Source organism: Stenotrophomonas sp. YJH_SMC_40 (assembly GCF_059368615.1).
This window is the reverse complement of the sequence record NZ_JCAFRX010000015.1, coordinates 1-19,354: the sequence shown is the minus strand read 5'-3', so window position 1 is coordinate 19,354 and position 19,354 is coordinate 1. Positions and strand designations below refer to the sequence as shown.

Below are 19,354 nucleotides of genomic sequence, written 5' to 3'. Positions count from 1 at the left end.
CCGGTACGCGGGAACCACATGGAAGGCCAAGGAGAAACAACATGCGTTTGGCAGCAATCACACTGGCCGTAGCCACGGTCCTGGTCGCCGGCGGGTGCAACCGTATCGGCGGCGGCGCAGAGGCAGGCAAGGCCGCGTCGCTCGATTTCGACAAGCCGGTGTCCGGCGAGATCACCTCGCGCAGCGGCATCAACTTCAATGATGGCAGCCATCACCAGCTCTACCAGATCAAGCTGGAAGACAAGGATCTGGTCGGCCTGAAACTTACTGGTGCCCTCAGCGGCTCGATCGCCGTTTTCAACAACGGCAGTCTTGTTTCCACCAGCAACACCGGTTACGAACGCGAAGGCGACGTCTCGCTGGCGTTCCGTGCCAATGGCGGCGGCACCTACCAGGTGGCGGTCAATGCCGATGGCCCGACCGCCTTTGGTCCGTATCGCCTGCGAGCCGAGAAGCTGAAACCTTACGACGGCAAGCCGTTGGCGGGCAGTGGCGAAATCGTGGACATGCTGGCCAGTGATTCGCAGGACTACACCCTGCAGGTGGACAAGGCCGGCCTGTACGAAATCCGCCTGGTGTCGGATGTCTTCGATCCGGTGCTGAAGCTGTCGGGCCAGGGCGTTGAAGCCGAAAACGACGATGGCAACGACAGCACCAACTCGCGGCTGACCCTGTCGCTGAAGCCGGGCAAGTACACCCTGACCGCGCGTGGCCTCGGCAGCGGTGTCAATGGCATGTTCACCCTGTCTGCCTCCCGCATCGAACTGCCGGGGAATCTGGTCGAGCGCGATGGCACTGCCCTGCCGAAGTCGGGCAGCGTGTACACCATGCTGGACAACGAAGGCCGTCGCCGCTTCCTGCTGACCCTGGACCGGCCGGCCGACGTGCGCCTGGATGCGATTTCCAGCCAGGTCGATACCGTGCTGCGCGTGGTCGGTGGCGATGTCGAGCTGACCGACGACGACGGTGGCAACGGTACCAACTCGCGCCTGGAGGAGACTCTGCCGGCCGGTCATTACACCGTCGACGTGTCCAGCCTGAACAATGGCGCAGGCATGGTCGAGGTGCGCGTGCAGGTGGAAGGGGCCAGCGCCGATGGCGCTGCCGCCTCGGCTGCACGTGCCGCTGCCGACGCTGCAGCCGCCGTGGCCGATGACGCCGCTGCGGTGGAAGCTGCCAGTCGTTGAGCGTGATCCACGCCATGCGTGGATGACATCAATGGTGCAACTGAGAAGGCCGGGCAATGCCCGGCCTTTTCCTTTCCGCGCTGCGTCGCGATTCAATGCGCGGCGGCAAAACCCGCGTCACCCAGGGGCGGCAGCATCGACCCGCGCGGTTCGCTGTCGGCGCTTTGCCCGGCGGCACTCAACGCCTGCTGGTAGGCCTTGGCCGTAGCGGTATTGAACGCCACCAGCACGATGCGAATCGGTTGCGCGTGGCTGCGCTGCCAGGCCAGTGTTTCGGTCACTGCGATCTGCGCGGCCTGGTACAGCGGATAGCCGTATACGCCGCAGCTGATGGCTGGGAATGCGATCGACTGCACGCCCAGCGATTCGGCCAGCTGCAGCGACTTCCAGTAACAGTTGGCGAGCAACGCCGGTTCATCGCGCTGGCCGTCGTGCCAGACCGGGCCCACCGTGTGCAGTACGTAGCGTGCAGGCAAAGCGTAAGCACTGGTGGCGCGCACTTCGCCGGTCGGGCAACGTACGCCCGGGCGCAGCTCCGGCAGCTGCGCGCATTCGGCCAGCAACGCGGGCCCGGCCGCACGATGGATCGCGCCGTCGACACCGCCACCACCGAGCAGCGTTTCATTGGCCGCGTTGACGATCGCATCCACCGCCAGGGTCGTGATGTCGCCCTGCCAAACTTCGATCTTCATGCGTCCGTCTCCTGCCTGTGAGGTGATCCGCGCAGCATCTGCGCCGGCTGTTCCCACGGTAGGGGACAGGGCATCGATACTGCGTCATGACCGTCTCACGCGCTGCGATCCGACGGCCTTCACGCACGATGGCGGGCGACGCCTTCATGCAGGCTGAAGCAGAAGGGGGTCGGAGCCCTTTCCCTGCGGAAAAGGGAGCCGACCCCGGGCATGTAACAGGATGGGGTCAGAGCCTTTTCCGGATGGAAAGGGCTCTGAGCCCGGGTGTCACGGCAGGCCGGCCAGCCAGTCGTCGTCGGAACCCTCGTTCACGTCGGCAAACAGCGGCGTGGAGAAGTAGCGTTCACCGGTGTCCGGCAGCATCGCCAGAATCACTGAACCCGGTTCGGCACGTGCGGCCACGTCCAGTGCGCTGGCCACGGTAGCGCCGGCGGAGATGCCGACGAAGATGCCTTCCTCGGCGGCCAGTCGGCGCGCGGTGGCGATCGCGCGGTCATCTTCCACCGTCAGCAGTTCATCCACCACATCACGGTTGAGCACGTCGGGCACGAAGTCCGGGGTCCAGCCCTGGATCTTGTGCGGCTTCCAGTCATCGCCCTTCAGCAGTGCGGCGCCGGCTGGCTCGGTGGCGATGATGCGGGTCTGCGGACGCGCGACCTTCAGCACTTCGCCCACGCCGGTGAGCGTACCGCCCGTGCCCCAGCCGCTGACGAAGTAGTCCAGCCGCTTGCCGGCGAAGTCGCGCAGGATTTCGGCGGCGGTGGTGTTGCGGTGATACGCCGGATTGGCCGGGTTGGCGAACTGGCTGGCCAGGAACCAGCCGTGCTGCTCGGCCAGTTCGCGCGCCTTGCGCACCATGCCGCTGCCGCGTTCGGCGGCCGGGGTCAGGATCACCTTGGCGCCATAGGCGCGCATCAGCTTGCGGCGCTCCACCGAGAAGGTCTCGACCATGGTCGCCACGAACTTGTAGCCGCGCGCGGCGGCGACCATCGCCAGCGCCACGCCGGTGTTGCCAGAAGTGGCTTCGACGATGGTGTCGCCCGGCTTGAGCAGGCCACGCGCTTCGGCGTCGAGGATGATCGCCAGCGCCAGGCGGTCCTTGACCGAGCCGCCTGGGTTGAACGACTCGACCTTGGCGTAGACGCTGACCTGCGGCGGCGCCAGGCGCTGCAGCTTGACGATGGGGGTGTTGCCGACGGTATCGAGGATGGAGTCGTACAGGGCCATGGAAGCGCTCCGGAAACAGGGCCGCGCCGGACGCCGGCGGGCAGAAGGGGAGGGCTGGCTGTTCAGGCCAGCGGCTGCCGGCTGACCGTAGCGCCGGCATATGACGCCCGGAAATGACCAGATACCTTTCTTAAACAACCTTTGGTTATAAGTTGGTGACGGCAATTGACCCTAGAGTGGACCTCCGCCCCACGCCGCCCGCCTCCCATGACGCTGACCCAGCTGCGCTACCTGGTCGCCATCGCCGACGCCGAGCTGAACATCACGCTGGCCGCCTCGCGCGTGCACGCCACCCAGCCCGGCCTGTCCAAGCAGCTCAAGCAGCTGGAAGACGAGCTCGGCTTCCTGTTGTTCGTGCGCAAGGGCCGCAGCCTGGAGTCGGTCACCCCGGCCGGCACCGAGGTCATCGCCCGCGCCCGCGCGGTGCTGGCCGAGGCCAACAACATCCGCACCTACGCGGCCAACCAGCGCCGCGAGAGCCAGGGCCAGCTGATCCTGACCACCACCCACACGCAGGCGCGCTTCGTGCTGCCGCCGGCGGTGGCAGCGATCAAGCAGGCCTATCCCCAGGTGAGCGTGCACCTGCAGCAGGCCGGTGAAACCGACGCACTGGACCGCTTGAACCAGGGTGACGCGGATATCGCGATCATCAGCACCGCCGGCAGTGAGCCCACCGATGGCATCGCGGTGCCGCTGTTCCGCTGGCGACGCCTGGTGGTGGTACCCAAGGGGCACCCGCTGGACCGCGCCGGCCGCGCGCCGGACCTGGCCGCGTTGGCCCGGCAGCCGCTGATCAGCTACGAATCCTCGACCCGCCCGAATTCCTCGTTGCAGCGCGCCTTCGCTGCAAACGGCCTGGCGCCGGACCTGGCGCTGACCGCGCTCGATGCGGACCTGATCAAGACCTATGTGCGTACCGGTCTGGGCGTGGGCCTGCTGGCCGAGATGGCGGTCAGTTCCAGCGACGAAGACCTGCGCTCGTGGCCGGCGCCGGACCCGATCAGCGAGTGCATTGCCTGGGCGGTGTTGCCGCGCGACCGGGTGCTGCGCGATTACGCGCTGGAGCTGGTGCACGTGCTGGCACCGCAGATTGATCCGCGCGATCTGCGCAGGGTGCTGGATGGCAACCAGGCCGCCGCGTGGCCGGTGCCCCCGACGTGGGAGTCACTGACCCAGACCATCACGGTGTGAGGGGTTGGTCGAGCAGGGCTTGCAGCCCTGCACCTGCTGCGGACAAAGGCAACAGCAACAGCAGAAGCGGCATTCCGTGGGTTGGCGGGGCGGTGTCGGAGTGCGGGGACGCTGCAAGTACGTCCCTGTAAGCTTGGCAGCCGCATCCATGCGGCTGACACCCCGCACTCCGACACCGCCCTACCTCTGACAGATTCCGGCGGCTGTCGGTAGGTGTCGACCTTGGTCGACACGATAGATCCACGCCATGCGTGGATGCTTTTCGATTCCAGTTCGAAATATTCGATTCCGATGGAGATTCATCCACGCATGGCGTGGATCTACTGCAGATCGCAGAGATCTGTCGAAGGCGGGGTGGGTCCGGTTGCGGGAGTGTCCGCGGCATGGATGCCGCGGCCAAGCCCCCATGGGTGAGGGCGCTTTGCTTGCGAAGCACTGCTTCGCAAGCGCCCGAACGCACAGCCGCCAGCGGCTGGGCCGGACCGCGGAGCGGGGTTTACGGCGTCTCCTGCAACCGGACCCACCCCGCCTACCCACAGGAAGCCCGCTTTTGCTTCGGCTGTTGCTGTTGCTCCAGCTCGCAGCGGGTGCAGGGCGCAGCCCTGCCGATAAACCCCCTCCTGCGACGGTTCGTCGCACGGGTAACCCTGGACCCGCCTCTACACTAGCGGGGTGACCCGCCTGTCCCGCCCGCAGCGTCTTCTGCTCCAGCTCGCCATCCTGGCGACGCTGCTGATGGTGCTTGCGCCGCTGGTCAGCCGCGCGCTGCAGGCGCCGCCGATGGACCACACTGCAATGGCGGGCATGGACCACGCCGCCATGGGCCATGACATGCACGACATGGCCATGGCCGGGCACGATCAGCACGGCGCCGCGCCGGCAGCGCCCCGCCCCGCGGCCGATCCCCACGCCATGCATGGCGAAGCCTGCGAATACTGTGTACTGGCCATGCGCCTGCTGCCATGGCTGGCGGTGCTGGTGCTGCTGTTGCCGCTGCTGTGGCGGCCGCGCCTGGTGTTCCCGTGGTCGCAACAGGTGCTGCCCGCACCGCACTGGCCCGCACATGCCGCACGTGGGCCACCGCGCGTCTCCATCGTCCGCTGATATCCCCGTGAATCTGCCGCACGACGCCTGACCGGGCGCCGTGCGCGCGTGCGTACCTTGGAGCTGTTCCGATGAAAATGACTTCCCGCCCCGCGGGCGCCTGCGCGCGCCTGCCGGTTGCCCTTGGCCTGGCCGTGACCACGTCACTGGCCTACGCTGCGCCTGCCGAAGAGGCGCGTACCCTCGATACGATGGTGGTCACCGCCGCCGCACCGTCCTCGCCGCTGCACTGGGTGACCGACCCACGCCTGCCGCGGCAGCCGGTGCCGGCCAGTGATGGTGCCGATTTCCTGAAAACCGTTCCCGGATTCTCTGCCATCCGCAATGGCGGCACCAACGGCGACCCGGTGCTGCGCGGCATGTTCGGTTCGCGCCTGAACATCCTCAGCAACGACGGCAACCTGATCGGTGCCTGCCCGTCGCGCATGGACAATCCGCTGTCCTACATCGCGCCGGAAAGCTTCGACCGGTTGACCATCATCAAGGGCCCGCAGAGCGTGCGCTGGGGCGCAGGTGCCTCGGCCGGTACCGTGCGCTTCGAGCGCGACACGCCGCGCTTCGATGAACCAGGCCTGCGTGCCGATGCCAGCGCGTTGGTCGGCTCGCGCAACCGCAACGACCAGGTGCTGGACCTGACCCTGGGCAATCCGACCGGCTATGTGCGCGCCAGCGGCAACCGGTCCGAGGCCGATGACTACAAGGACGGCCACGGTGATGTGGTGCCGTCGAAGTGGCGCAAGTGGAACGGTGACGTGGCCATCGGCTGGACGCCGGATGCCGACACGCTGCTGGAAATCTCCGCCGGTGCCGGCGATGCCATTGCGCGCTACGCCGGGCGCGGCATGGACGGTGCTGCGTTCGAACGCACCAGCTATGCCGCGCGCTTCGAGAAGCGCAACCTGCCCGGTGCGTGGGATACGTTGCAGGCCAACGTGTACTACAACGAAGCCGACCATGTGATGGACAACTACACGCTGCGCACGCCGAACCCGCACAGCATGATGCCGATGCCGATGGCCTCGAACGTGGACCGCCGTACCCAGGGCGGCCGGGTCAGTTCCGAGTGGCGTTGGCAGGACGTGCAACTGGTGGCCGGTGTGGATGGCGAAGACAGCCGCCATCGTGGCCGCATGGGCATGGGCCGCGACACCTACCGCCAGGCCGCCTGGGAGACCGATGCCAACTTCCGCCGCTACGGCGTGTTCACCGAGTTGACCCTGGGCGCCGGCACCGACCAGCGCTGGATCAGTGGCCTGCGCATCGACCGTGCCAGCGTCCGCGATGAGCGGCAATCGATCCGCGGCATGATGGGCAACCGGCCCAATCCCAGCGCCGGGCAGACGCGCAAGGAATGGCTCGGCAGCGGTTTCCTGCGTTACGAGCAGGACCTTGCCGATCGCCTGACCTGGTACGCCGGCCTCGGTCACAGTGAGCGCATGCCCGACTACTGGGAGCTGTTCTCGCCCAACCATGGCCCGGCCGGTGCAGTGAACGCGTTCACCGGCGTGCAGCCCGAGCGCACCACCCAGCTCGACGTCGGCCTGCAGTACAAGGGGCCGCGTGTGCAGGCGTGGGTTTCGGCGTACGCCGGGCAGATCCAGGACTACATCCTGTTCACCTACCACGGCAGCGGCATGATGGGCATGAGCCAGGCCCGCAACGTCGATGCGCGCATCGCCGGTGCCGAAGCCGGGCTGGAAGTGAGCCTGGCCGGGCAGTGGAAGCTGGGTGGCACGCTGGCCTATGCCTGGGGTGAGAACCGCGACCAGCAGCGTCCGTTGCCGCAGATGCCACCGCTGGAAGCGCGCCTGAGTGCGAACTGGGAAGGCGAGCGCTGGAGTGCCGGTGCGCTGCTGCGCGCGGTGACCCACCAGCATCGTGTCGCCGATGGCCAGGGCAATGTGGTAGCGCAGGACCTGGGGCCGAGTGCCGGCTTCGCCACCTTCGGGCTCAACGCAGCCTACCGTTTCAGTTCGCAGCTGCAGCTCAGCGCGGGCGTCGACAACCTGTTCGACCGCGTCTACAGCGAGCACCTGAACCTGGCCGGCAGTGCCGACTTCGGCTTCCCGGCCGACCCGGTGCGCATCAACGAGCCCGGGCGCAGCCTGTGGATGAAGGTGAACTACCGGTACTGATCCGCCGGGTGAAAAAAAACCGGGGCCGGATCCCCGCCAGGATCCGTCCCCGCCCGACGCCCTCTGTCGGGCAGCTTCGACTCTACGATGGCAACGCCCGTGGTGCACGGCTGGATACAACCCGACACACGCCGACACCGCCAAGGGCAGCCTTGCACGGAACGGGTTCAAGGCGCTATCACGGCTTCGGTTCCACGATGGTAAACGCTTGGCACATACCGCTTTTGCGGGGCCTTGCCTACACTCGGCGGCCGTGGATCAATCAGGACCATTCATGTTGGCTCGTATCGCTTCGACCCTGGCCCTTGGCCTCAGCCTGGCCGTGTTGGCCGGGTGCGCAGGCAAACAGGAGGCCGCCGCGCGTCGGCAGGGCGAAGCAGTGCCGGTCACGGCGCAGGTGGTGCAGCCCATGCAGTGGAACGACACCCTGCAGGCGCTGGGCACGGCCAAGGCGCGCGAGTCGATCAGCGTCACCGCCAAGGTCAGCGAAATCGTCGAGAAGGTGCATTTCGAAAGCGGCCAGCACATCGCCGCCGGCGCACCGATCGTGACGCTGCGCGGGCAGGCCCAGGAAGCGGCGCTGGTGCAGGCGCAGGCCACCTTCCACGAGGCCGACCAGTTGTACAAGCGCCAGCGCGAGCTGGCCTCCCAGCGGCTGGTGTCCAGCGCCACGCTGGATACGCAGAAGTCGATCCGTGATGCCGCCGAGGCGCGCGTGATGCAGATGCAGGCCGACATCGGTGATCGCCGTGTACGCGCACCTTTCGCCGGCGTGCTCGGCATCCGCCAGGTCAGCCCGGGCTCGCTGGTGACTCCGACCACGGTCATCGCCACGCTCGACGACATCGAGCACATGCACATCGATTTCCAGGTGCCGGAAGTGGAACTGGCCGCACTGGGCGTCGGTGACAAGGTCAGCGCCACCAGCGTGGCGTGGCCGGGCCGCACCTTCGAGGGCGTGGTCAGTACCATCGACGCACGCATCGACCCGGCGACCCGTGCGGTGACCGTGCGCGGCGATTTCGCCAACAGCGACCACGCGCTGCGCCCGGGCATGCTGCTGGACGTGCGCCTGTTCCGCCCCGAGCGCCCGGCGCTGGTGGTGCCGGAAATCGCCGTGGTGCAGGTGGGCCGCGACACGTTCGTGTACCGCATCAAGAGCGACGACAGCGTCGAGCGCGTGGACGTGGTGACCGGTGCGCGCCGTGCCGGCGTGGTTGAGATCAAGCAGGGCCTGGAAGCCGGCCAGCGCATCGTGGTCGATGGCACCGGCAAGCTGCGCCCGGGCCTGAAGGTCGCGGCCAAGGATGCGGCCCCGGCCAGCGGTGCCAAGCCGGCGGATGCACCGGCGCCGGTCGCGGCCGAGGGCCACGGCGGATGAAGCTGTCCGACATCTCCATCCAGCGGCCGGTGTTCGCCGTGGTGATGAGCCTGTTGCTGCTGGTGCTGGGCGTGATGTCCTTCACCCGCCTGACCCTGCGCGAACTGCCCGCCATCGATCCGCCGATCGTGTCGGTGTCGGTGGACTACACCGGCGCCTCGGCGGCGGTCATCGAAAGCCGCATCACCCAGGTACTGGAAGATGCGCTGGCCGGCATCGAAGGCATCGATACGATCAATGCGCGCAGCACCAACGGCCGCTCGCAGGTCAGCATCGAGTTCACCTCCAACCGCGATATCGAAGCGGCGGCCAATGACGTGCGCGATGCGGTCAGCCGCGTCGCCGACCGCATGCCCGAAGAAGCGCGTCCGCCGGAAATCGCCAAGGTCGAGAGCGATGCCGACCCGATCATCTGGTTCAACATGGTGTCCTCGACCATGGACACGCTGGAGCTGAGCGACTACGCCGACCGCTACGTGGTCGATCGTTTCTCCAGCCTCGATGGCGTGGCCCAGGTCCGCATCGGTGGCCGCCAGCGCTATGCGATGCGCATCTGGCTGGACCGTGACCAGCTGGCCGCGCGCGGGCTGACCACTGGCGATGTGGAAACCGCACTGCGCAACGAGAACGTGGAATTGCCGGCCGGCCGCATCGAGTCGACCGACCGTGACTTCACCCTGCGCGTGGAGCGCAACTACATCAAGCCGGAAGACTTTGCGACCATCCCGCTGGGCAAGGGCCGCGACGGTTACGTGGTGCGCATGGGCGACGTGGCGAAGATTGAACTGGCTTCGGCCGAGCGTCGCGCGTACTACCGCAGCAACGGCGAGCCGGGCATCGGCCTGGGCATCGTCAAGACCTCCACTGCCAACTCGCTGGACGTGGCGCGTACCGCGCGCGCTGAAGCCGAGCGGGTGGCGCTGACCCTGCCCAAGGGCACGCAGATCTTCGTCGCCTTCGACAACACCACCTTCATCGAAGCGGCGGTGGACCGCGTCTATGCCACGCTGGTGGAAGCGATGATCCTGGTGCTGGCGGTGATCTGGCTGTTCCTCGGCAGTTTCCGCGCCGCGTTGATCCCGGCGGTGACGGTGCCGGTCTGCCTGGTCGCGGCGTTCATCGCGCTGTATGCGTTCGATTTCTCGATCAACCTGCTGACCCTGCTGGCCCTGGTGCTGTGCATCGGCCTGGTGGTGGACGATGCGATCGTGGTGGTGGAAAACGTGCAGCGCCGCATCGACCTGGGCGAGCCCCCGCTGGTGGCCTCCAAGCGTGGCACCACGCAGGTCGCCTTCGCGGTGATCGCCACCACCGCCGTGCTGGTGGCGGTGTTCCTGCCGGTCGGTTTCCTGGAAGGCAATACCGGCCGCCTGTTCCGCGAACTGGCGGTGGCGCTGGCGGCAGCGGTTGCGTTGTCCGCGTTCGTGGCGCTGACGCTGACGCCGATGATGGCCTCCAAACTGCTCAAGCCGCACACCGGGCAGGCACCGCGCGGCCTGCATGGCTTCGTCAACCGCAACCTGGAGCGCCTGGCCTCCGGCTATGGCCGCGTGCTCGACCATCACGTGGACCGCACGTGGATCTACCTGCTGGTGATGGTGGCCGCGCTGGCCGCCAGCTGGGGCCTGCTGAAACTGCTGCCGTCGGAGCTGGCGCCGGCCGAAGACCGCGGTTCGTTCCAGATCATGATCGACGGCCCGGAAGGCGCCGGCTACGACTACACCGTGCAGCAGGTACAGCAGGTGGAAGCGCTGCTGGCCCCTCACGTCGGCCCGGACAAGCCGATCGTGCGTGCCAACCCCCGCGTGCCCGGCGGCTTCGGTGCCAGCGAGGAAATGCACACCGGCCGCGTCAGCATCTTCCTGCAGCCGTGGCGCCAGCGCAGCGAGGCCACGCCGGACGTGGCCAACGCACTGCAGAAGGAACTGGACACCATCCGCGGCGTGCGCGTGCGTACGCAGGTGGGCGGCGGGCTGGTGCGCAGTGGCGGCCAGCCATTCCAGATCGTGCTGGGCGGCCCGGAATACGCGGAGATCGCGCAGTGGCGTGACCGCATCCTGCTGCGCATGGCCGACAATCCGGGCCTGGTCGGCCCGGATTCGGACTACAAGGAAACCCGGCCGCAGATGCGGGTGAACATCGACCGCCAGCGTGCGGCGGATCTCGGCGTGCCGGTCACCGCGATCGGTTCGGCACTGGAAACCATGATGGGCTCGCGCCGCGTCACCACCTTCGTCGACAACGGCGAAGAGTACGACGTGCTGGTGCAGGCCGGTCGCGATGGCCGTGCCAGCCCGGCCGACCTGGCCGCGATCCGTGTGCGTGCCACCTCCGGCGAACTGGTGCCGCTGTCCAACCTGGTCACGCTCAGTGAAGTGGCCGAGGCGGGCACGCTGAACCGCTTCAACCGCCTGCGCTCGATCACCATCACCGCCGGCCTGGCACCGGGCTATCCGCTGGGCGAGGCCATCGCCTGGGCGCAGAACGTGGCCCGCGAGGAACTGCCGCAGTACGCGCAGGTGAACTGGAAGGGCGAATCGCGCGAGTACCAGAGTGCGGGTGGCGCGGTGCTGCTGACCTTCGCCATGGCCCTGCTGGTGGTTTACCTGGTGCTGGCCGCGCAGTTCGAGAGCTTCATCCACCCGCTCACCATCATGCTGACCGTGCCGCTGGGCGTGCTCGGTGCCTTGGTCGGGTTATGGGTGAGCGGCGGTACGGTGAACCTGTTCAGCCAGATCGGCATCGTCATGCTGGTCGGCCTGGCAGCGAAGAACGGCATCCTCATCGTCGAATTCGCCAACCAGCTGCGCGACGACGGAAGAACCGTGCGCGAGGCGATCATCGAATCGGCGATGGTGCGCCTGCGCCCGATCCTGATGACCTCGATCGCCACCGTGGTCGGCGCGATTCCGCTGGTGGTGGCCGGTGGCCCCGGCTCGGCCAGCCGTGGCACGATCGGCATCGTGATCATCTTCGGCGTGACTCTTTCGACGTTCCTGTCGCTGTTCGTGGTGCCGGCGTTCTACGCGCGGCTGGCCCCGTACACCCGCTCGCCGGAAGCGGTGAAGCGCGAGCTGGAGAAGCAGGAAGCCGAATCGCCCTCGGTGGGCGGGCATGCCTGACCGGCCTGCCGGCGGGGTCGGACCAGGGGTCGGATCCCTTTCCGGAACGGAAAGGGCTCTGACCCCGCCACTACAGGGAGAAGGTTTCCGCCTGCGCCCCTGGCGCCCGGAAGACCTGGAATCCCTGCTGCGCCATGCAAACGACGCCGAGGTATCGCGGGGCCTGCGTGATCGCTTTCCGTACCCGTACACGCGCGAGGATGGCGAGGCCTTCCTCGCCGGCCGCGTGCTGGCCCCCGGAACCCTGAACCTGGCCATCGAGATCGACGGCCAGGCCTGCGGCAGCGTCGGTGCCCAGCAGGGCGTGGCCGAGCGTGGGCATACCGCCGAACTGGGTTACTGGCTGGGCCAGGCCTACTGGGGCCAGGGCGTGATGACCCGCGTGGTCGGCCTGTTCGCACCGTGGGTGATGGACGAACTGCGCCTGTTCAGGCTGCAGGCTACCGTGGTCGACTTCAACCTCGGCTCGGCCCGGGTGCTGGAGAAGAACGGCTTCCAGGAAGAGGGCGTGGAGCGCTGTGCGGTCTACAAGCGCGGCGTCCTGCACGACCTGCGCCGCTTCGCCCGGGTGCGCACCCAGCTGCCCTGAGCAGCCGGGGAAGGGGAGGGGTAGAGTCGACTGTCAGTCGACTATCGCGCGCAGCGCGGGCTCTTCTGCGACCGGGGCCAACGGCAGTGGACCAACAGTCGACTCTACCGGGCATCATGGCGTCAGCGCAGCCATCCCACCCACCCATCCCGCAGCCCCCATTGATCCGGCGCTACCGCAGCGGCCTTCGATCAGGGAGAATCGACCGGTCCCTTCCAGCCGACGGGACGTCCTTACAACCCGCCGACTGGAGAGAGCGCGCGTGGAAGCAACCGTACATTTCATCAACAGCATCATCTGGAGCAAGGCACTGATCTTCGTGTGCCTGGGCGCCGGCCTGTTCTTCAGCCTGCGCACGCGCTTCATGCAGATCCGCGGCTTCCTCGAGATGTGCCGCCTCACCGTCAAGGGTGAGAAATCCGACGCCGGCGTGTCCTCGTTCCAGGCCCTGGCCATGTCGATGGCCGGCCGCATGGGCATCGGCAACATCGCCGGCGTGGCCACCGCCATCGCCTTCGGCGGCCCCGGTGCGATCTTCTGGATGTGGGTGATGGGCTTCCTCGGCGCGTCCACGTCGTACGTGGAATGCACCCTGGCGCAGATCTACAAGACCAAGGACGCTGAAGGCCGCTACCGCGGTGGCCCGGCCTACTACATCGAAAAGGCCATGGGCCTGAAGTGGTACGCGCTGGCCTTCGCCATCGCCACGATCATCGCCGCCGGCTTCCTGATGCCGGGCGTGCAGGCCAACGCGATCGCCGACAGCATCATCAACGCCTGCCGCGGTACTGCCCTGTGCGGTCCGCTCGATGGCCAGGCCTTCGGCATGGAGTCGGTGCAGGCGCTGAAGCTGGGCATCGGCATCGTGGTCGCGCTGCTGCTGGGCGTGGTGATCTTCGGCGGCGTCAAGCGCATCGCCAACTTCGCCGAAGTGGTGGTGCCGTTCATGGCCGCCGGCTTCATCCTGATGGCCATCGTCATCATGATCATCAACTACGACCGCGTGCCGGAGATGTTCAACATCATCTTCAGCAGCGCCTTCGGCACCCACGCCGCGTTCGGCGCGATGATGGGCCTGGCAGTGGAGTGGGGCATCAAGCGCGGTATCTACGCCAACGAAGCCGGCCAGGGTTCGGGCCCGCATGCAGCGGCCGCCTCGGAAGTCTCGCACCCGGCCAAGCAGGGCTACGTGCAGGCCTTCGCCATCTACTTCGACACGATGATGGTGTGCACCGCTACCGCCTTCCTGATCCTGGCCAGCGGCACCTACAACGTCTACTCGCCCGCAGGTGCCGGCGCCCCGCCGATCTTCCAGGGCCTGGCCGGCATTCCCGAAGGCGCCGGTTACGCCCAGGCCGGCGTAGAAGCCGTGCTGCCGGGCTGGGGTTCGGCGTTCGTGTCCATCGCCATCTTCTTCTTCGCCTTCACCACCATCATGGCGTACTACTACATGGCCGAGACCAACCTCAGCTATGTGAACCACAACAGGAAGCGCCCGCTGACCGTGCTGGTGCTGCGCCTGGGCATCATCGGCATGGTGGTGTTCGGCGCGTTCCATAATGCGACCCTGGCCTGGGCGCTGGGTGACATCGGCGTCGGCCTGATGGCCTGGCTGAACATCATTGCCATCCTCATCATCCAGAAGCCGGCCATGCTCGCCCTGCGTGATTACGAACGACAGAAGAAGCTCGGCCTCGATCCAATCTTCGACCCCGATGCCCTGGGCATCAAGAACGCCGATTTCTGGCGTCAACGCAAGCTGGAGTTGTCCCGTAGTGAATGATCCCTGGAAGAATGCCCGCCGCCCGTCGTCGCGACCGCCGCGGGCCACCCCGCTGCCACCGCGTGAGGGCGGCACCCCGCCGCCGCCGGGGCGCGGCAACGACGAACTGCGCCTGTATGGCTGGAACGCCGTACAGGCGCTGTTCGCCAAGCGCCCGCAGGCGCTGCGCAAGCTGTACCTGGTGGACGCGCTGATTCCGCGCATGCAGCCGGTGCTGAAGTGGTGCGTGGCCAACCGCGTGGGCTATCGCGTGGTGGAGGAAGGCGATCTCAACAAGCTGGCTGCCACGACCCATCACGAGGGCCTGGTGGCCGACGTGCTGCGTGCGCCGGTCGTGCCGCTGGCGCAGTGGCTGGCCGATCTGGAGCAGGGCCCGGTGCTGGCGTTGTGGCTGGATGGTGTCGGCAACCCGCACAACTTCGGCGCGATCCTGCGCTCGGCCGCGCATTTCGGCGTCAAGGCGCTGCTGCTGCCGGCCGGCAGCACGCTGGCGCTGTCCGGTGCTGCCGCACGCGTGGCCGAAGGCGGGGCGGAGTCGGTGCCGCTGGTGCAGTTGCCGGAGACTGCAGAGGCGATGGCGCAGCTGCGCAGTGCCGGCTTCGGGCTGGCGGCGACCCTCGTTGAGGGTGGCGACGACGTGTTCCGTGCGTCGCTGCCGGAGCGGCTGGTGTACGTGATGGGCGCCGAAGGCGAGGGCATGGACCGCGGCCTGGCCAGCGAATGCGACATGCGGGTCTCGATTCCCGGCAGTGGCGCGGTGGAGAGCCTGAACGTGGCCTCGGCCACGGCCGTGCTGCTGGCGCAGTGGGCCAGTCGACGCGGGTGATCCCGTATCCGGGGTCGCATGATCGGGGTCGGATCCCTCGCCGCAGGCGAGGGCTCTGACCCTGCCGGGTTCCTGATTCAGGACCCGCCTTGGTGGGTGCGAACCTTGGTTCGCACCGCGCTTCCAGTTGCGCTCGCCGGGCATGGCCCGGCACCACCGCATCACTCGTTCGGAGGCGTGGTCGCCTTGGCTTCGCTGCCGAAACTGCCATCGGCTTCCGCCGCCAGGTACGCGAACACCGTATACGCGGCCACGTTCTGCGCCAGCGCCTTCGGGTCGATCTTGTCCAGGGTGTCGTCGGCGGTGTGGTGCAGGTGGAAGTAGTCCGAGCCGTCCTGCGCCAGCCACGCCCACGCACCGCCCTTGGCGGCCAGCGGGCCGACGTCCGGGCCCGGGCCACCCTTGTCGGCCTGGTACTCGATGCCCAGCGGCTTCATCACTTCGGCAATCTGCTTCGTCGCTTCACGTGAGCCTTCCGGATTCGGTGAACCGGTATTGAAGGCGTAGATGCGGCCTGCGCCGAAGTCGCTCTCGGCGGCCAGCTGGTGCAGGGCCACGTCCTTGGCGTGTGCCTCGGCATAGGCCTTGCCGCCGTAGAGGCCCTGCTCCTCGTTGGCGAAGGCGATCACGCGGATGGTGCGCTTCGGTGCCTGCTTGAGCTGGCCGATCAGGTGGCCGGCGGCCATCGTGATGCCCACGCCCGCGCCGTCATCCACGGCGCCGGTGCCCAGGTCCCACGAATCCAGGTGACCACCGATCACCACCACTTCCTTCGGCAGGCTGCGGCCGGTGATCTCGCCGATCACGTTGTACGAGGTCGCCGTACCATCCCAGCCACAGTCCAGTGCCACCTTCACCGTGGTGCTGCCACGGGCCAGCAGGCGCGCCAGCTGGTCGGCATCGGGCACCGACAGTGCCGCCGACGGCACCGGGGTCAGGCCATCATCGAAACGGGTGATGCCGGTGTGCGGCACGCGGTGGGAGTCGGTACCGGCCGAGCGCATCAGGAAGCCCACCGCGCCCTTGCGGATCGCTTCTGACGGTCCCTTGCTGCGGATTGCACCGCCGCGGCCGTAGTCGCGGCCATCGCGGAACGGCAGCATCTGGTAATCGACGAAGGCGATCTTGCCCTTCAGCGAACCGGCCGGTGCCGCCTGCAGGGCGGCCAGATCGGCGAAGCGCACCACCTCCGCTTCCACCGTGCCGCCCGGGCTGCCGCCCAGCGCAGTGATCTGCAGCGGCTGCGGGTTCTTGCCGGTCACGGCAGCGTGTTCACTGCGGCGCTCCCACTTCGGGAAGGTCACCGGTTCCTTCCACACCTTGTCGAAGCCCAGTGCCTTGAACTTGGCTTCGGCCCAGGCCACGGCGCGGGCGTCGGCCTCGCTGCCGGCGATGCGCGGGCCGATTTCGGTGGTGAGCGATTCGACCACCTTCCAGCCGGTGTCATCGGCCAGCGCCTGGTCACGCAGCTGTGCGGCGGTGGCCAGCGACGCCGGGGGCAGGGTGGTGGTATGCGGCGCCGCGAAGGCCGGGGCGGCCAGCAGGGCGAGGGAGGATGCGATGGCAAGGACGCGGCGACGCATGGACAACTCCGGGAAGGGACCTAAGCCTTGGAGCTTAACAGTCGTTCAGCCCGGCGCATGGGCGGGAGGTCATGGCTGGCGCGAACGCTGTTTTCCGCCATGTCCGGCAAAGCGAAAGCCCCGCCGGAGCGGGGCTTTCGCGCAGCTGCGGTAGTGCCGGCCGCTGGCCGGCTTCCGTATGTGCTGGCCTTGCCGGCCAGCGGCCGGCACTACCGTTCTGCCGCCTTATTTCTTCAGGCTGTCGCGGATCTCGCGCAGCAGCACCACTTCCTCGGCCGGTGCGGCCGGTGCAGCCTCCTGCTTGCGCGACAGGCGGTTGATCGCCTTGACCACGATGAAGATGGCGAAGGCCACGATCACGAACTGGATGATGGTATTGATGAAGTCGCCGTAGCCAACCACCACGGCCGGAATCTCCTTGCCATCCGGACCCAGGTGGGCCGGCGACAGGGTCCAGGCCAGGCTGGAGAAGTCCACGCGGCCGATCAGGTAGCCCAGCGGCGGCATGATGATCTTCTCGACCAGCGCCGTCACGATCTTGCCGAAGGCCGCGCCGATCACCACGCCGACGGCGAGGTCGATGACGTTGCCGCGCATCGCGAATTCCTTGAACTCGGTGAGCATTCCCATTGTTGTTTTTCTCCGGTGGGGAAGTGGACAGCGCGCAGGGTAGCGCAGGTGATGTCAGCCGGCGATCACGCCGTGGCGCTCGGCCACGTTTTCCAGGCGCGCGCTGAAGCGGTCGCCGGGCTTCAGTGCAGCCACGCCGGACGGGGTGCCCATGAACACCAGGTCGCCGGCACGCAGCTGCCACAGCTTGGACAGCTCGTGCAGGATCTCCGGCACGTTCCAGATCATCTGGTCCAGCAGCGCCTGCTGGCGCACCTCGCCGTTGACCTCCAGCGACAGGTTGAGCGCGGCCAGGTCGCCGACCTCTTCGGCGTGGACGATTTCGCTGATCGGCGCGGAGGCATCGAAGCCCTTGGCCGCGTCCCACGGGTGGCCCTTGTCCTTGGCCGCAGCCTGCAGGTCGCGGCGGGTCAGGTCCAGGCCGACGGCGTAGCCGTAGACCAGTGCTTCGGCATCGGCCACGGCCAGTTCGCCTGCGGGCGCATCACGGCCGATCGCCACCACCAGCTCCACTTCGTGGTGCAGGTTGGCGGTCGCCGGCGGGTAGGGGATGGCGTCGTCATGGCCGACCACGATCGCATCGGCCGGCTTGCTGAAGAACATCGGGCGGCCACGGTCATCGGCCGCCGGCACCGCCGCGCCCATTTCGCGGGCGTGGTCGGCGAAGTTGCGGCCGACGCAGTAGATGCGGTGCACGGGGAAACTGCCACCGCCCACCACCGGTACACGCGGCAGGGCTACGGCAGGGATCACATCGGAGACATCGGACATGCGGGCATCCAAGAAGGGCGTGCCCGCAGTCTAGAACGCATGGCGCCCGCCGTCAGCGGGCGCGCAGGAGGTGGATCAGCGCGAGGCCGGCAACACCGGCTTGCGTACCACGCGGTACTCGCCTTCGACCACGGTCGGGTCGACCGGACGGGCAACACCCGGCTTGCGCGAGGCCAGCAGCTTCCACGCCAGGCCCACCAGGATCATCGCCGCACCGACGAACACGCCGATGAACACCATCGCGGCCAGGATCGCCAGGCCAAGCAGGCCCACGGCAACGCGCACCAACGGATGGCGCGGCTTGCGCGGCGCGAACAGGGTGCGGAACTGGTTGAAGGCGGATGCGCGATTGAACATGGCGGCTCGATAGGCTGGGATCAGCGAAACCAGAGTATCGGGACGCGCCACTGTCATTGAGTGAAAAACTCGTTAAATATAGCCTGTGCTTATTACGGATCAATGACTTGTGTTCATGTCGCAGCCAGTCACCTGAGTGGGCGTGCGACAATGCGGGTTTACTGTCCGAGCCTTCGCCATGACTGCCGCTGCCGCCCTGATCGCCCTTGATGCCATTGCAGATGGCGCGTTTGCCGAGGTCGAAGCGGTGGTTGATGGCGATGCCGAATCGCTGGTGCTGTACCGCGACGGTGCGCAGGTGCGCGCGTTCCTGAACATCTGCCCGCACGCCGGCCGCCGCCTGGACTGGGCCCCGGGCCAGTTCCTGAAGAGCCGTGAAGGCCACCTGGTCTGCGCCGCGCATGGCGCCTCGTTCGCGCTGGACAGCGGCGACTGCATCGCCGGCCCCTGCAAGGGCGACCGCCTGCGCGCGGTGCCGGTGGACGTGCGCGACGGGCAGGTCTATCTGGCTTGAGGCCAGAAACAGTCGAGCACGGCTCGACTCTACAAAAGCCGTGTCGACCAAGGTCGACACCTACCAGAGCGAGATCCGTGCCGACCAACGGTCGGCACCCACCACCAGCCGCGTGAACCTGTCGAAGGCGGGGCACTGTGGGTTTGCGGGGTGTGAGCGGCATGGATGCCGCGACCAAGCCCCCATGGATGGGTTTACGGCGTCCCCGCAAACCCACAGTGCCCCGCCATCCCACGGAATGCCCGCTGTTGCTGTTGCTTCG

At 67.5% G+C, this 19,354-nt stretch carries 16 protein-coding genes; 10 read left to right on the top strand and 6 right to left on the bottom strand.

The window, feature by feature from the left end:
- Positions 1-41 precede the first annotated feature (41 nt).
- On the top strand, positions 42-1,187 hold the full coding sequence (locus tag AC5P6X_RS20500) for a hypothetical protein (protein ID WP_005414328.1): 1,146 nt from the start codon (positions 42-44) through the stop codon (positions 1,185-1,187).
- Between the two features lie 92 nt (positions 1,188-1,279).
- Here AC5P6X_RS20500 and AC5P6X_RS20495 read toward each other — a convergent pair whose 3' ends face one another.
- A complete protein-coding gene (locus AC5P6X_RS20495; protein WP_108270619.1) occupies positions 1,280-1,879 on the bottom strand; it encodes an O-acetyl-ADP-ribose deacetylase in 600 nt (199 codons plus the stop codon).
- A gap of 267 nt (positions 1,880-2,146) precedes the next feature.
- On the bottom strand, positions 2,147-3,106 hold the full coding sequence (gene cysK / locus AC5P6X_RS20490; protein ID WP_005410829.1) for a cysteine synthase A: 960 nt from the start codon (positions 3,104-3,106) through the stop codon (positions 2,147-2,149).
- Between the two features lie 207 nt (positions 3,107-3,313).
- Between cysK and AC5P6X_RS20485 the strand changes: the two genes are divergently transcribed.
- The 8 genes from AC5P6X_RS20485 (at position 3,314) to AC5P6X_RS20450 (ending at position 15,237) form a co-directional block, all read left to right on the top strand.
- Positions 3,314-4,297 carry a LysR family transcriptional regulator gene (locus AC5P6X_RS20485; protein WP_005410828.1) on the top strand — a complete coding sequence of 328 codons (984 nt, stop codon included), beginning with the start codon at positions 3,314-3,316 and terminating at the stop codon, positions 4,295-4,297.
- A gap of 672 nt (positions 4,298-4,969) precedes the next feature.
- Positions 4,970-5,401: a DUF2946 domain-containing protein gene (locus tag AC5P6X_RS20480; RefSeq protein WP_087802747.1), complete on the top strand. Its 432-nt coding sequence runs from the start codon at positions 4,970-4,972 to the stop codon at positions 5,399-5,401.
- 71 nt (positions 5,402-5,472) lie between these two features.
- On the top strand, positions 5,473-7,536 hold the full coding sequence (locus AC5P6X_RS20475) for a TonB-dependent copper receptor (RefSeq protein ID WP_149501304.1): 2,064 nt from the start codon (positions 5,473-5,475) through the stop codon (positions 7,534-7,536).
- A gap of 274 nt (positions 7,537-7,810) precedes the next feature.
- Positions 7,811-8,917 (top strand): efflux RND transporter periplasmic adaptor subunit, encoded by a 1,107-nt coding sequence (locus AC5P6X_RS20470; RefSeq protein ID WP_049448774.1) that lies wholly within the window; start codon positions 7,811-7,813, stop codon positions 8,915-8,917.
- Positions 8,914-12,039: an efflux RND transporter permease subunit gene (locus AC5P6X_RS20465; protein WP_049448776.1), complete on the top strand. Its 3,126-nt coding sequence runs from the start codon at positions 8,914-8,916 to the stop codon at positions 12,037-12,039. The genes AC5P6X_RS20470 and AC5P6X_RS20465 overlap by 4 nt, the downstream gene beginning before the upstream one ends.
- Positions 12,032-12,628 (top strand): GNAT family N-acetyltransferase, encoded by a 597-nt coding sequence (locus AC5P6X_RS20460; protein WP_099606033.1) that lies wholly within the window; start codon positions 12,032-12,034, stop codon positions 12,626-12,628. The genes AC5P6X_RS20465 and AC5P6X_RS20460 overlap by 8 nt, the downstream gene beginning before the upstream one ends.
- A 262-nt stretch (positions 12,629-12,890) precedes the next feature.
- Complete coding sequence (locus AC5P6X_RS20455) at positions 12,891-14,411, top strand: alanine/glycine:cation symporter family protein (protein WP_005414320.1); 1,521 nt, start codon at positions 12,891-12,893, stop codon at positions 14,409-14,411.
- Complete coding sequence (locus AC5P6X_RS20450) at positions 14,404-15,237, top strand: TrmH family RNA methyltransferase (RefSeq protein WP_049448781.1); 834 nt, start codon at positions 14,404-14,406, stop codon at positions 15,235-15,237. Before AC5P6X_RS20455 ends, AC5P6X_RS20450 begins: the two co-directional genes overlap by 8 nt.
- Before the next feature lie 161 nt (positions 15,238-15,398).
- Here the strand turns inward: AC5P6X_RS20450 and AC5P6X_RS20445 are convergent, their stop codons facing one another.
- The 4 genes from AC5P6X_RS20445 to AC5P6X_RS20430 form a co-directional block, all read right to left on the bottom strand.
- Positions 15,399-16,820, bottom strand: a complete 1,422-nt coding sequence (locus tag AC5P6X_RS20445) for a M28 family peptidase (RefSeq protein WP_019660192.1) — start codon at positions 16,818-16,820, stop codon at positions 15,399-15,401.
- Positions 16,821-17,045: 225 nt separating this feature from the next.
- Positions 17,046-17,450: a large-conductance mechanosensitive channel protein MscL gene (gene mscL, locus AC5P6X_RS20440; protein ID WP_014038282.1), complete on the bottom strand. Its 405-nt coding sequence runs from the start codon at positions 17,448-17,450 to the stop codon at positions 17,046-17,048.
- A 54-nt stretch (positions 17,451-17,504) separates the two neighbouring features.
- Complete coding sequence (locus tag AC5P6X_RS20435; RefSeq protein WP_012481114.1) at positions 17,505-18,221, bottom strand: fumarylacetoacetate hydrolase family protein; 717 nt, start codon at positions 18,219-18,221, stop codon at positions 17,505-17,507.
- Between the two features lie 75 nt (positions 18,222-18,296).
- A complete protein-coding gene (locus AC5P6X_RS20430; RefSeq protein WP_005410817.1) occupies positions 18,297-18,578 on the bottom strand; it encodes a hypothetical protein in 282 nt (93 codons plus the stop codon).
- Between the two features lie 178 nt (positions 18,579-18,756).
- Here AC5P6X_RS20430 and AC5P6X_RS20425 point away from each other — a divergent pair, with 178 nt between their 5' ends.
- Positions 18,757-19,092 carry a Rieske (2Fe-2S) protein gene (locus AC5P6X_RS20425; RefSeq protein ID WP_012511947.1) on the top strand — a complete coding sequence of 112 codons (336 nt, stop codon included), beginning with the start codon at positions 18,757-18,759 and terminating at the stop codon, positions 19,090-19,092.
- Positions 19,093-19,354: the final 262 nt, after the last annotated feature.